General features: G+C 47.8%; 11 protein-coding genes. 4 read left to right on the forward strand and 7 right to left on the reverse strand.

The window, feature by feature from the left end; all coding sequences use genetic code 11:
• Positions 1-63 precede the first annotated feature (63 nt).
• From WBM30_RS11730 to WBM30_RS11755, 6 genes are all read right to left on the reverse strand, one after another.
• Positions 64-1,473 carry a 6-phospho-beta-glucosidase gene (locus tag WBM30_RS11730; RefSeq protein ID WP_424900886.1) on the reverse strand — a complete coding sequence of 470 codons (1,410 nt, stop codon included), beginning with the start codon at positions 1,471-1,473 and terminating at the stop codon, positions 64-66.
• 11 nt (positions 1,474-1,484) lie between these two features.
• Positions 1,485-2,903 (reverse strand): glycoside hydrolase family 1 protein, encoded by a 1,419-nt coding sequence (locus WBM30_RS11735; RefSeq protein WP_424900887.1) that lies wholly within the window; start codon positions 2,901-2,903, stop codon positions 1,485-1,487.
• A gap of 293 nt (positions 2,904-3,196) precedes the next feature.
• Entirely contained in the window at positions 3,197-5,155 is a 1,959-nt protein-coding gene (locus tag WBM30_RS11740) for a beta-glucoside-specific PTS transporter subunit IIABC (protein ID WP_424900888.1), read from the reverse strand.
• Positions 5,156-5,288: 133 nt separating this feature from the next.
• Positions 5,289-6,128 (reverse strand): BglG family transcription antiterminator LicT, encoded by an 840-nt coding sequence (licT, locus tag WBM30_RS11745; RefSeq protein ID WP_424900889.1) that lies wholly within the window; start codon positions 6,126-6,128, stop codon positions 5,289-5,291.
• A gap of 356 nt (positions 6,129-6,484) precedes the next feature.
• Positions 6,485-7,141, reverse strand: coding sequence for a YczE/YyaS/YitT family protein (locus WBM30_RS11750; RefSeq protein ID WP_424900890.1), 657 nt, complete (start codon positions 7,139-7,141; stop codon positions 6,485-6,487).
• Positions 7,142-7,172: 31 nt separating this feature from the next.
• Positions 7,173-7,814: a pentapeptide repeat-containing protein gene (locus WBM30_RS11755; protein WP_424900891.1), complete on the reverse strand. Its 642-nt coding sequence runs from the start codon at positions 7,812-7,814 to the stop codon at positions 7,173-7,175.
• A 141-nt stretch (positions 7,815-7,955) separates the two neighbouring features.
• On the opposite strand from WBM30_RS11755, the gene guaD reads away from it, so the two are divergent.
• Together guaD and WBM30_RS11765 are read left to right on the forward strand one after the other, a co-directional pair.
• The gene (gene guaD / locus WBM30_RS11760) at positions 7,956-9,326 is read left to right on the forward strand and encodes a guanine deaminase (protein WP_424900892.1); all 1,371 of its coding nucleotides are present in this window, start codon (positions 7,956-7,958) and stop codon (positions 9,324-9,326) included.
• A gap of 308 nt (positions 9,327-9,634) precedes the next feature.
• Positions 9,635-10,015: a VOC family protein gene (locus tag WBM30_RS11765; RefSeq protein WP_106448868.1), complete on the forward strand. Its 381-nt coding sequence runs from the start codon at positions 9,635-9,637 to the stop codon at positions 10,013-10,015.
• Between the two features lie 131 nt (positions 10,016-10,146).
• Here the strand turns inward: WBM30_RS11765 and WBM30_RS11770 are convergent, their stop codons facing one another.
• Positions 10,147-11,460 carry a uracil-xanthine permease family protein gene (locus WBM30_RS11770; RefSeq protein WP_424900893.1) on the reverse strand — a complete coding sequence of 438 codons (1,314 nt, stop codon included), beginning with the start codon at positions 11,458-11,460 and terminating at the stop codon, positions 10,147-10,149.
• Positions 11,461-11,949: 489 nt separating this feature from the next.
• Here WBM30_RS11770 and WBM30_RS11775 point away from each other — a divergent pair, with 489 nt between their 5' ends.
• Positions 11,950-12,840: a DegV family protein gene (locus WBM30_RS11775; RefSeq protein WP_424900894.1), complete on the forward strand. Its 891-nt coding sequence runs from the start codon at positions 11,950-11,952 to the stop codon at positions 12,838-12,840.
• Between the two features lie 28 nt (positions 12,841-12,868).
• On the forward strand, positions 12,869-13,285 hold the full coding sequence (locus WBM30_RS11780; RefSeq protein ID WP_424900895.1) for a bis(5'-nucleosyl)-tetraphosphatase: 417 nt from the start codon (positions 12,869-12,871) through the stop codon (positions 13,283-13,285).
• Positions 13,286-13,306: the final 21 nt, after the last annotated feature.

A 13,306-nucleotide genomic window follows, 5' to 3' on the forward strand; every position in this document is an offset into this window, starting at 1 on the left:
GTACATAGGCAATCAAAAATCCCCTGCCCACGCTGTTGCGTGGTACAGGGGATTTTGCATGTTTTAGTCCAAATCTTCGCCATTGCTGGCGATGGCTTTTTGGTACCAATAGAAGGAATCCTTCTTCAGCCGATCCAAGCTGCCCGAACCGTCGTTATTGCGGTCCACATATATGTAGCCATAGCGTTTCGCCATCTCGCCAGTACCTGCCGACACTAGGTCTATGCAGCCCCAAGACGTATAGGCGACAAGATCCACGCCGTCCAGAACGATCGCATCGCGCATCGCTTTAACGTGGTCGCGGAGGTAGGAGATGCGGTAATCATCATGGATTTTGCCGTCGACGATTTTATCCACAGCACCCAAACCATTTTCAACCACCATCAGCGGCAGTTGGTAACGGGAATGGAAAGTGTTAAGAGCAACACGAAGTCCCAAAGGATCGACTTGCCAGCCCCACTCTGATTCCGCCAAGTAAGGGTTCTTCTCGCCCATCAAAGCATTGCCTTCACCCGGCACGCCGGATTTCGCAAAGCTGGCTGCGCTGGAAGCATAGTAGCTGAAGGAAATGAAATCGACCGTATGTGCAGCCAAGATTTCCTCGTCGCCTTGCTCGAAGGTAACGTTGATATCTTTAGTGGCGAAGTAAGCCAGTTTGCTCGGCGGATAATACCCGCGGGTATGGACATCTGAGAAGAAAAGTTTTTCTTCTTCTTTTCGTTGTGCAGACCAAACGTCTTCCGGTTTCGCCGACAACGGATAGACAGGTGCATAGGCGATCATGCAGCCGATACGGTTCTCCGGATCGATTGCCCGCGCAGCCTTCGTCGCCAAAGCGCTGGCGACGAACTGGTGATGCAAAGCTTGATACATGACTTCTTCCTGGTTTTCACCCGCTTCGGCTTTCGAACCGATTGAGATCTGTGGAAGGAACGTCGCCATGTTGATTTCGTTGAAGGTCAGCCAATAATTGACTTTCCCTTGATAGCGTTCAAATAAAGTTGTCGCATATCTTTCAAAGAAGCTGACCAGTTTGCGATTTCTCCAGCCGCCGTAGTGGTCGACCAGATATTGCGGCATTTCGAAATGGGAAATCGTCACCAATGGTTCGATGCCGTATTTCGCCAATTCATCGAAGACGTCATCGTAAAAGGCCAAGCCGGCTTCGTTCGGTTCCAGTTCATCGCCTTGCGGGAAAATACGCGTCCAAGCGATGGACATCCGGAACATCCGGAAGCCCATTTCGGCGAACAAAGCGATATCTTCTTTGTAGCGGTGGTAGAAGTCGATGCCGACGTGCGAAGGGTAATAGTCGCCGATTCCCGCGAAGCGTTCGGCAAAATCGCGCGAGCAGGTCAGTTGATCGATGACAGATGGACCTTTCCCATCAGCGTCCCAACCTCCTTCAAATTGATTGGCGGCTGTGGCGCCGCCCCAGAAGAAACCTTCCGGAAATCCTTTACCTGCTGACATGAAAATTCCTCCTATTTCTTTACCAAAGATGCGCCGTTTGTTGCAATGACTTCTTTGTACCAGTTGAATGATTTTTTCTTGTAACGGTTCAGTGTGCCGGATCCGTCATCGTTGCGGTCGACATAGATGAAGCCATAGCGTTTCTTCAATTCTGCAGTCGAAGCGCTGACCAAGTCGATGCAGCCCCACGTCGTGTAGCCCATCAGATCCACGCCGTCTGCGATTGCTTCGGCAACCTGCACCAGGTGGTCGTTCAGGTAGTTGATGCGGTAGTCGTCGTTGACAGTCATCTGACCGTCTTCGCCTTCAACCAGCTGATCGACTGCCCCCAAGCCGTTTTCGACGATGAACAATGGTTTTTGGTAACGATCCCAGAAGGTGTTCAGGATAACACGCAAGCCTTTTGGATCGATCTGCCAGCCCCACTCGGAAGCCTCCAAGTATGGATTATGAATACCGCCCAAAATATTGCCTTCGCCTGCTGCTCTCTTGGCAGGATCAGCCGTTTCCGTGGAACTCATGTAGTAGCTGAAGGAAACGAAATCGACAGTGTTCTTCAGGATTTCTTCATCTTCTGGCGTGATATTCAGCTCGATACCGTGCTCACGGAAATAGCGCTTCATGTAACCAGGATACGTGCCGCGTACATGCACATCCGAGAAGAAGAAGTTTTGGCGATCCGCTTCCATAACTGCGATGATATCATCAGGATGGGAAGTCAACGGATACGTCGGCATTGCGATGACCATGCAGCCGATTTTGAAGTCCGGGTTGATTTCGTGGCCGATTTTTGTCGCCAAAGCGCTGGCTACCAATTCGTGGTGGCAAGCTTGGTACAAATCGGATTTAGATAATTGATCAGGAGCCGTCGCGATTCCGCCGCTCATGAACGGCGCATGGATGATCGAGTTGATTTCGTTGAACGTCAGCCAGTATTTGACTTTGTCTTTGTAACGCGTGAAGACCGTGCGCACGTAATTTTCGTAGAAGCCGATCATTTTGCGGTTGACCCAGCCATCGTATTCGCGGGCAAGGTGCAGCGGTGTTTCATAGTGGGATAAAGTGATCAGCGGCTCGATGCCGTATTTTGCCAATTCGTCGAACAAATCATCGTAGAACTGTAAGCCAGCTTCGTTCGGCTCCGTTTCGTCGCCGTTCGGGAAGATGCGTGTCCATGCGATGGAAGTACGGTATGTTTTGAAGCCCATTTCGGCGAACAAGGCGATATCTTCTTTATAACGGTGGTAGAAGTCGATCCCTTCCAATTTCATGTTGTCCGGTGTAGGACCATCAGTGATCGGCCCGAATCCGCCTTGAGGGGTTACGTCCTGAACGGAAAGCCCCTTTCCGTCAACATTATAAGCACCTTCGTATTGGTTTGCGGCTGTTGCGCCACCCCATAAAAATCCTTTCGGAAATACTGTTTGCATGTGATCGCTCCTATTCTTCTGTATCTTTTTTTATGAATCAGACTGGCTCATAGTGGGACAGCCCTGAATGATGAAAAATCATCCCAAATGGGTTCGGGCGCCTGAGACCACAAACCAAATTCCCGAATATCTGGTTTTTATTCAGGAATATGGCTCGCGGTCTAGGTTTTTTTCCCGGATATCTGGTTTTTATCCGGGAATATTGTTTGCGGTTAAAATCGATTTCCCGAATACTTGGGCTTCATTCACTACAATTACTTGTGCTCGATTCCGATTTCACGCATAGCTTACGTTTACGCGATGACTGTCATCAGGTAATCGCCCTCAGTCAGCTTCGCTGCTTTGGTTGTGATGACATCCATGTAGTCATTGCTGTTCGTGACGATGATCGGTGTGATGATTTCGTAGCCTGCTTTTTGGATAAAGTCGATGTCGAATTCCAATAAAAGTTGACCTGCTACGACTTTGTCTCCTTGGTGCACATGGCTCGTGAAGCCTTTTCCATTCAGTTGGACCGTATCCATTCCGACGTGGATCAGGATTTCTGTTCCGTTTTCAGTCGTCAAACCGATAGCATGTTGCGTCGGGAACAAAAGTGTGACAGTTGCGTTTGCAGGAGCATAGACTTCACCGACAGTCGGACGGATCGCGATCCCTTTACCAAGTGCACCAGTCGCAAAAGCTTCATCCGGAACATCTGATAAGAGAACCATTTCGCCGATCATTGGGCTAGCTACCAAGTCTTTTTCAGCTGCTGCGCTCAAGTCTTTTCTCATTGCTTCAACGACTACAGAGTTTGTGTTCAGTTCTGTTGCTGTATTTGTTGCAGTTGCTGCAGTTTCAGTTTCTCCGTAAAGAACTGGGATTTTTGAAAGATAAACCAATACGAAACCAAGTACAAAACCAACAACACAGACGATAACAGATACCCATAGGTTCATTGTAATCGCGCCACTTGGATCTAAATAGCTTGGGATGGCGAAAATTCCAAGTCCACCCATGCGATAACCCGTAAGTTTGAAGGCTCCAGCAACCATACCCGAAATGGCACCGGCTAAACAGCTCAATTGGAATGGGCGTTTCATCGGTAAAGTAATACCGTAGATGGCTGGTTCAGTTACTCCAAAAATACCGGAGATGAAAGCCGGGATGCTCAATTGTTTCACTTTCGCTTCCTTTGTCTTCAAAAGGATAGCCAAGACAGCTCCGGTTTGAGCAAAAGAAACACCCAAAACAGTAGCCAACAATTGATCATAGCCTTGCGTCGCAAAGTTGTTGATTGCGATCGGAACAAAGCCCCAGTGAAGGCCGAACATAACGAATACTTGCCATCCGCCACCTAAAAGAGCGCCAGCAGCGATTGGGCTCAAGTTGTAAACCATGGAAACGCCTGTTCCGATAAGTGTCGCTGCCCAAGTGGAAAGTGGTCCGACAAACAGGATAGTCAATGGAACGACGATCAACAAGGTGAAGAAAGGTACCATGAACAATTTCACGACATCCGGAACGACTTTCTTCAAGACATTTTCAACTTTTGAACCAAGGAAGACGGCCAACAGAATCGGAACAACCGATGAAGCGTAGCTCATCATGATGACCGGTAAGCCGAAGAAAGTCATGAAAATTGGCGATTCAAAAATGGTACCTGCGAACAAAGTGTACAATGGATCGCTTCCTGCAGGATTAACCATGCCTGGATAGACCATTGCGGCTGCGACTGCCATTGCCGTGAAACTGCTCATCTTGAAGTGTTTGCTAGCAGTGAAAGCAAGGAAGATCGGCAGGAAGTTGAAGAATCCGTCACCTGCTGCTTGAACCAGGACGTACGCTCCATCTGTCGCGGGAATACCGAAGGCCAACAGCAATGCCGCCAAACCTTTCAGCATCCCAGTTGCTGCCAAAGGCCCCAAGATTGGTTGGAAGATTTTTGAAATCATATCGATGAACTGGTTTAAAATACTGCCTTTCGGACCTTCGTCCTCCGCTTCTACTTCACCGCCGCCGTTCAATCCGCCGACTGCGTTGACTGCTGCGTACACGTCCGGTACGTGGTTGCCGATGACGACTTGATACTGTCCGCCGCTTTGGATGACGGTAACGATGCCTTCAAGTTTTTTCAGGTATTCTGTATCCGCTTTGCTTTCGTCAACCAATTTGAAACGCAAACGCGTGATGCAGTGAGCCAAGCTGCGGACGTTTTCTTTGCCGCCCACATGAGCCAAAATGTCTTTTGCTAATTCTTCATATTTCATGTTATATCCCTCTTTTTCTATTATTTTTTATAAAAAAAACCTAAATAGAGAGCATGGGAATTTCTTCCGCTGCTGTCTACTTAGGTTTTGCCTGCTTTACCAGTAACAATCCTCTTGAGAGCATTTTAGGTATTCACTTTTGCTGCACAACCCGATGGATATGGATCGTGAGGTAAACAAGTTCGTCGGTCCCGACTTGAAAATGGTGGGCAGCTCCGACATAGGTCGATATTTTGTTGGCACACGTATAGGCAGCCGGATAGTTTGCCTTCACTTGCTCCACCAAGAAGGTGTCCGGAGCCGTCTGGAAAACTTCTCCCATGACGACCCGCTGCGCAAAGTACTGCAGATGGGTGTAGAAACGATTATAGGAAATCGATTCTTCATCGAAAGCGACTCCGAAATGCAAGCGGACGATGTTCAGGATGTCCTGAACGATCCGTGTCACTTTCATTGTCTCTTCGATAAGTTGCCCTTCCTTCTGTGCATTCACGAAATGAAGAGCGATGGATGTCGCTTCATCCAGTGCCATCATGATACCGGTATGCTCTGCGATGAGTCCCAGCCCGATTTTGCCGAGCTCGTATTCCCGTCGATAGAACTTCTTCACTTCGAAGGCCAAAGGATTGGTCAACACAATCCCTTCCTTTGTCCGCTGGATGGCGTAATGGATGTGGTCGGCAAGCGTCAGGTAGACGTTTGCTTGGAAGGTATGATTCAGCCTCGTCTCGGCCTCTTGTATGATCTTAAAAATGGCATCTGATTCTTCTTGCGGTAAATCTTGATAAATGGCCTTTAATTGATCTGCTGAATCATTTTCCTGAATAACGAAGGTTTTCTCGATCAAAGACTTGTCGAAAACGTCGCCTGATCTTTTCTGGAACCCGATCCCTTTTCCCATCACAATGACTTCGGATGAATCTCCAGCTTTCGCCAGGACCACATTGTTATTGTAGACTTTTTCAATCTTCATCGATTATCCCCATTCCCCCTTCCATTAAAAAAAACCTAAACTAACACCAAATGATGTGCACATCATCTCGTATCAATTTAGGTTTTGCCTGCACAACCAGTAACAATCCTATGAACAACATGTTAGCACTTCCAATAAAAAGATGCAAGCCCTTTCTTGAAAAAAAACTTATTTTCATTTAACACGTTGGCGGAACAGCATTTTTTTGAAAACGAATTTTACTAGCTTTATGATTAGTGTGCTGCGGAGCAGCATTCTGCGGTAAAAAGATGGATTCTTTGCTTTTATTCATCTTTTTGGCCAAAATTCTGACTTCTGGTGAAAAGAAGCTGCCTCGCTTTGAGGCAGCCTCTGCATTAGGCACGTTCTTTGGTTATCATCATCTGCTGGAAAACGAAGCGGCTGTTCAATCGGTTCACGAAATGTTGCGTCACCGTACCGGTGAAGAGCATGGCGAAAACGGTTCCGATACCGACTCCAGCGATTCCTTCCAGGAACAGCAACGAGAAGACCACGCTCAGTCCGACGCAGACGACGTCGAATCCCGTCTTCATCTGCTTGACGGTTAGTCCGAAATGCTCGGACATCTCGCGCACAAACAAATCGAATGGAAGAGCCGGCAAGCGGCAATTCAGCATCAGGCTGATCCCAAGCGACAACATGAAAAATCCGGTGAAGAAGAACACGATCCGCAGCGGTATGTTTACGGCGATACCCGAAAAAAGCAATTCAAAGAAATCCAGCAAGTAGCCGAAAAGCAAAGCCAATGCAATTGAAAAAACATAACCCAAAAATTTCCGCGTGATCAGAGCCATCACCACCACAAGGACCACTTGGAAGATAAAGTTCCAGCTGCCGATCGTCACGTGCGCAAACATTTCGTTCAATACCACTGGAACGGATGAAATCGTCGACACCCCTAACTCGCTTTTGATCATCAACGACACGGCAATGGCGTTGCACAGCACGCCCATTGCCAACGCAAGTTCACTTGCCAAGACTTTTTTCTCCATATCTGCCTCCTTATTCTGTCTTTCGCATTTTTTACTTTTTGATGACCAGCCCCAGCATCACAACGAAGTCCAATGCCTGTTCCTCGCTGACGATCGCGCCTTTGAGATCCTCAAGCGTGACGCTGAGGCGTTCAAATCGACAACTGCTGATATCAATCGCCTTCAAAGGCGTTCCCGTGAAATTGATTCCGGACAGCTCGCACTCCGAAAAATCGACTTTCTTCAGTTTGCAGGTATAAAAATCGGCTTCATTCAGGCGGCAGTTCTCGTAACGGACATTCTTCTGCTTGCTGAATCCCAAAGCCGCCATCTGCAAATTGCATTCCCGGAAGCGCACATCCTCGAAGACCCCTTCTGTCATAGAGGTACCGATGAGCCGGCAATTCACGAAGCGGACCCGCTTCATCGTCACTTCATCCAGTTGCACATTGGCGAAATCGCAGCTTTCGAAGATGACATCCCGCAAGTACAATTGCGGTACTGTCGCTTCACTGAAAGTCACGTTCTGGAATCTGACTTCGGTGAACTCCACTCCCCGTCTGTCGCCAAGGTCGATGGCAGTATCTTTGAAGAAAGCATGCTCTATGTAAGGTTCATCCGGATCGAAACAGTCGACGAAATTTATTTCAGGTAAATCTTTTGGCAGAACGGGTTCCATGATTTTGGCGGGCACTTAGTTCATTCCTTCCTGATGGTTCTCTTTCTTTAAAGTATACCTGAATAATCGTCGCTTAGATATCATAGCTTGCGCGATCCAACTTTTCGTCTGCAGTGATATAATGGAGGCAAGGAAACAGGTTAAGGGGGAGTCAAGATGGATCGCACATTTGACAAGGTATTTCGGGGGACGGCTTTCACGAGCAGGTCGCCGCAGGAAGTGAAAGTGTTGGAGGATTGCCTGTTTTGTCTGGATGCGGAAGGCGTGATACGGCGCATTCTGAAGCCGCAGGACCCTGAATATGCAAAGGTCTTAGCTGCCTACAGCGGAAGCGAATCATTCCGCGAGCTTGCTGAGGGACAGTATTTTCTGCCGGGATTCATCGATCTGCACATCCATGCTCCGCAATGGGCTCAGGCCGGGACAGCCATGGACATCCCTTTGCATGATTGGCTGAATACCTATACTTTCCCGCTGGAATCGAAATTCTCCGATCTGGATTTCGCCCGCAAAGTCTATCAGGATCTCGTCACAACTTTGTTGGCGAACGGAACGACGACTGTGCTCTATTTCGCGACCGTACATAAGGAAGCCAGCTATCTGTTGGCCCAAATCTGCGCCGACAAAGGCCAACGCGGTTTGGTAGGGAAAGTGGTCATGGACGACAAGGAAGAGAATCCGGCGTATTATCGGGATGAAAGCACTGAAACCGCATTGGCGGATACGGAAAATTTCATCCAACTGGTTCAGGAATTGAACAAGACGACCAAACAAGGCGTGTACCCGGTCGTGACGCCCCGTTTCATCCCGAGCTGCACGGACGAAGCATTGGCGGGTCTCGGCGAGTTGGCGAAAAAATATGGCACGCACATCCAATCGCATTGCAGCGAAAGCGACTGGGAGCATAACTATGTGCTCGATCGGATGCACAAGAGCGATACATTTGCACTCCAAGAAATGGGCCTTCTGCAGGATAAAGCGGTCATGGCTCATGCCGTCTTCCTCTCGGATGCGGATGCCGATTTGTTTGCCGAAACCGGCACAGCAATCGCCCATTGTCCGATTTCGAATGTTTGTTTCTCGAACGGTGTCCTTCCCGCGGCCCGTTTCACTCGGAAAGGGATCGACATCGGCTTGGGCACGGACATCTCCGGCGGCTTCTCCCCTAGCCTATTCGACAACATCCGTCAGGCTGTCATCTCCTCGAGAATGCTGGAGGAAGGCGTCGATCCGTCACTCACTGCTCCGGAACGCGGCCTGCCGCATTCGCGGATTACCGCTAACGAGGCGTTCTTCTATGCGACTGCCGGCGGAGGACAGAGCTTGAGCCTACCAATCGGGCGCTTGGAGGAAAACTATGCCTGGGACATCCAAGTGATCGACGTCAACGCGCTGAACGCCAAACTGCCTCTGTTCGACGAAAATATTTCCATGGAAGATCTGCTGCACAAAATCCTCTTTTTGAGCCGTCCGGATAACATCCGCGAGGTCTGGGTCCAGGGCGAATGCGTGCATAAACGAACGTGAATGAGTCGCAAGGCGAATTTATGTTGTGCTGCATTTGGTTTGCTGCCGCGGCAACTCCGGCTAGCCTCCGAATTATTGATGATTCGGAGGTTTTTTATATTTTCGTAACGCGATTGTCCGGGGGCTGGTTGTCCGATTCTTTCGGATTATCGGACAACCTCCGGATCGTTTATCGCTGCGGTTTTTATATCAGTAGTTATGATACGGGTTCCTCAACTCCTTTAATAAGCTCTGCTTCGGGCGAATAAAATGCCTATATGACCTATTCATGTTAGAATTATAATAAGAAACTATTGGAGGATGATATTATGAACCAAAAACTCGTTGAGATTTGCCTGCGTGTCAGAGATATTGATGCCACCTTAAACTTCTATACTGATCTATTTGATTTTGAAGTTGCCAGCCACAGAAAATTCCCTGAGGATAAGTTTGATTTAGTTTATCTGAATTCTCCCGGTTCTTCTGTACAAATTGAACTCACTTACAACTACGATGCCGAGCCATATAATGTAGGAAATGGCTTCAGTCATTTAGGTGTGACTGTCAGTGATTTAGAAAAAATGCATGAAGTTTGTAAAGCTTCTGCTTACGAAACAGGTGAGTTAAAAGGACTTTCAGGCGGCACACCCACCTATTTCTTTGTAACGGACCCTGATGGCTATCGAATTGAAGTAAAGCGCGCAAAATAATTTTTCGAAAATTGTAAATGAAAGCATATCGTCTTTTCAATATGCTTTCATTTATCCAAAAAGAAACACGCAAGCAGCCAAGCGGATGCTTACGTGTTTCTTTTCATTCAAGCTGCTTAAGCAGCGTATGTTTAGACTTTTTCTTTCAAAATGATGTTCAATACCAACGCAACGATTGTTCCTGCCGAGATACCGGAAGAGAACAAGCCGCTCAAGATGCCCGGCAATTGTGCGACTGTATCCGGAACAAAGGAAACACCCAGACCGATACCCAACGCAGAAGCGACGATGATCATGTTGCGGTTGTTGAATTCGACGCATGAGAGTGATTGCACACCGGCAGCGGCAACCGTACCGAACATCAAGATGCCGGCACCACCCAATACAGGTAGCGGCATGATGGAGATCAAAGTAGCAAATTTAGGGAACAGGCTCATTACAATCATGATGATACCGCCCATGATGGCTACTTTACGGGAAGCATTACGGGTCAACGGGATCAATCCAGCATTTTGACTGAAAGTTGCGGCAGGACCGGAACCGACGAAAGGCGCGATGAACGAGCCGAAACCATCCGCACGGACACCGGCAGCAATTCTTTCATCCGTCAGTTTCGTTTCCGTAACGGCACCCAACGTCTGCATAACGCCGACTGTTTCAATAACGGTTACCAGATAGCCGGATACAAAAGGAATCGCGTATTCAAGCTTGAAATCAGGTACTCCGAATTTGAAGAATTGTGGAAGCGCGAACCATTCAGCGGCAACGACTTGCCCAAAGTCGACCATCCCCAACGGAATGCAGATGACATAACCGATTGCGGCACCAATCAATACAGCAGCTGGCGCGATTTTGCTTGACCCGTAATGATTGATCAAAGCGATGACGAGAAACACGAGCACTGCGATGCCGATGTTCATCGGTTTACCGAAATCCTCTGATCCGAAACCACCACCGGCCCAGCCCATCGCAACGGACATCAGCGTCATCCCCATCAAGGAGATAACTGATCCGGTCACTACCGGCGGGAAAAATTTCAATAATGGTTTTACAAAATAACTCAAACCAACTTCAAGCAGAGCACCCAACATCGTGCCGCCGAAATAGGCAGTGATGCCGCCCGCACCGATGACGGCAGCAGCTGGCGCCACAAAAGCAAAGTCAGTTCCCATGATTGTCGGCAAGCCTGCACCGACGCGGAACCATTTCGGACCGAAACCTTTTGATTGAATGATTGAAACGATACCCGAGGCCAAAAGCGCAGCGCTGACCATATAAGCAGTATCCTCAACCCCGAAGCCTGCGATTCCGGCAATGATAAGCGGTACTGCCACTAAACCACCGAAAGCGGTGATGACGTTCTGAAATCCTAAAACGATTGTTGTGCCTAAATCCGGTTTATCCTCCACACCGTAAGTCAGGCCTGAATGTACTTTCTCTTCCATGTTTCTCCTCCTGATAACGAACATTAATGATTGCAAAACAAAATATAATTCGTTTATTAACGATAAATAAAATTATATCGATATCACATACAATTGTAAAGTGTAAATACCGAATTATAAGGGCTTTCATTATGAGAATCTTCACATTTTAGGGGTTTATCGAGACTAAAGACGAACGTTTTTGTTATTTTTTTTGGATTTGTATTGAAATAACGAATTATGGCTTATAAATCTTTGTCAGTTACAGATGCGATATAGTCCTATTTTTTGTTATACTATATTTAATGAAAGAAGCTATGGAGAAAGTAACCTATGCCAACGATAAATATATCCTGCAGACCTCAAGCGGTTTTGTCGAAGGATTGGAGAACTAATCCAACCAGGAACGGTACCATAACAGCGGCCACACCGTTCATCTAAGCGCCACGCGTAACGGTTGCGCCTCAAACCAGATCAGGTAGTTATTGCTGAAAAATAAGGAGTGAAATTTTGACGAAATTAATAATAGATTCAACATGTGACCTAAACGAAGCGATGCGCAAGCATCCCAAACTGGAGTACCTGCCGTTAAACATCATCATCGATGGAAAAAGCTACAAGGACGGCATCGAAATCGATTTGGAACGCGTCTACGAAGTGATGCGCAAAGGAGAGATGCCCCAGACATCACAGATTGACATCGCCAGCCTATTGGAAATATTGGACCGCAACCGCCAAGCCAAAGAAGATCTGATTTATTTGTCTTTCTCGAGCGCGATGTCGGGAACCCATGCGGTGGCCCATCAAGTATTTGAGATGTACCGCGAAAAATATCCGGACATGAAACTAACCTTGATTGACTCGCAAGGCGGTTGCGGAGGTGCTAGCTTAGCTGCCATCCAAGCCCTGAACTTGTTGGATAAAGGCCATCCCCATGATGAAGTTGCACAAACCATCCAAGAAATCGTTGCGTATACTTCCTATTCCTTCACAATCGCCAATCTGGAATGGCTTCAGAAAGGTGGCCGCATCAATAAAGTAACCAGCGTCATCGGTGACAATCTGAACATCAAGCCTTTGTTGACTGTTAAGGCAGGAAAAATCGTGATGGACCAACTCCTGCGCGGACATAAGCGTGTCTACAAACGTATCATCAAAAAAACGGTCGACCATATCGGTCCCTATCAAGATCAACTCATTGTCATCAGCCATGTGGGCGATCCAGAAGTCGCACAAACACTCAAAGCAATGCTGAGCGAAGCCTTGCCGGAAGCTTCCTTTGTCTTATTAAGGGTAAGCGCGGTTCTGGGCGTTCATCTCGGTATCGGTGGTGTCGGTGTCTTCGCCTTATCTCAATTGCCGGAAAGATATGACAGACACCCTGCGTTTTTGGAAAAGTAAAATGAAACAAATGAATGGAGCATAAACTATGAAATCAGAAAAATCATGCGGAGCCATCGTGCTCTCACCTGATAACACGAACCGAAAAGTATTATTGATCAAACACGAAAACGGTGGCCATTGGGCATTCCCGAAAGGCCATGTTGAGGACGGCGAAACGGAAGTTGAAACAGCACTGAGGGAAATCAAGGAAGAAACCGGGTTGAGCGCCGAGCTCAGCACATCCTTCCGGAAATCCGTCAGCTACTCGCCGGCTCCCGGTGTAATCAAAGAAGTCATCTACTTCATCGCCTTCGCCCACACGGAAACGATTGAAAAACAGGATGCCGAGGTTACCGACTTCGCCTGGATGCCTTTCAACGAAGCCTTGCAAGCTATCACCTACGACAACGATAAGAGCATCCTACAGTCCGCCATCGATTTCATCGAAGGCATGAAAAACTAAGAAAAGCGTAGAAGGGCCGCC

The organism is Trichococcus sp. (assembly GCF_049684335.1).
Taxonomy (GTDB): domain Bacteria; phylum Bacillota; class Bacilli; order Lactobacillales; family Aerococcaceae; genus Trichococcus.

Excerpts from the sequence above, each read along its gene's own strand:
- WBM30_RS11730 (WP_424900886.1), bottom strand. The coding sequence starts at position 1,473 with ATGTCAGCAGGTAAAGGATTTCCGGAAGGTTTCTTCTGGGGCGGCGCC.
- WBM30_RS11735 (WP_424900887.1), bottom strand. The coding sequence starts at position 2,903 with ATGCAAACAGTATTTCCGAAAGGATTTTTATGGGGTGGCGCAACAGCC.
- WBM30_RS11740 (WP_424900888.1), bottom strand. The coding sequence starts at position 5,155 with ATGAAATATGAAGAATTAGCAAAAGACATTTTGGCTCATGTGGGCGGC.
- licT (WP_424900889.1), bottom strand. The coding sequence starts at position 6,128 with ATGAAGATTGAAAAAGTCTACAATAACAATGTGGTCCTGGCGAAAGCT.
- WBM30_RS11750 (WP_424900890.1), bottom strand. The coding sequence starts at position 7,141 with ATGGAGAAAAAAGTCTTGGCAAGTGAACTTGCGTTGGCAATGGGCGTG.
- guaD (WP_424900892.1), top strand. The coding sequence starts at position 7,956 with ATGGATCGCACATTTGACAAGGTATTTCGGGGGACGGCTTTCACGAGC.
- WBM30_RS11765 (WP_106448868.1), top strand. The coding sequence starts at position 9,635 with ATGAACCAAAAACTCGTTGAGATTTGCCTGCGTGTCAGAGATATTGAT.
- WBM30_RS11770 (WP_424900893.1), bottom strand. The coding sequence starts at position 11,460 with ATGGAAGAGAAAGTACATTCAGGCCTGACTTACGGTGTGGAGGATAAA.
- WBM30_RS11780 (WP_424900895.1), top strand. The coding sequence starts at position 12,869 with ATGAAATCAGAAAAATCATGCGGAGCCATCGTGCTCTCACCTGATAAC.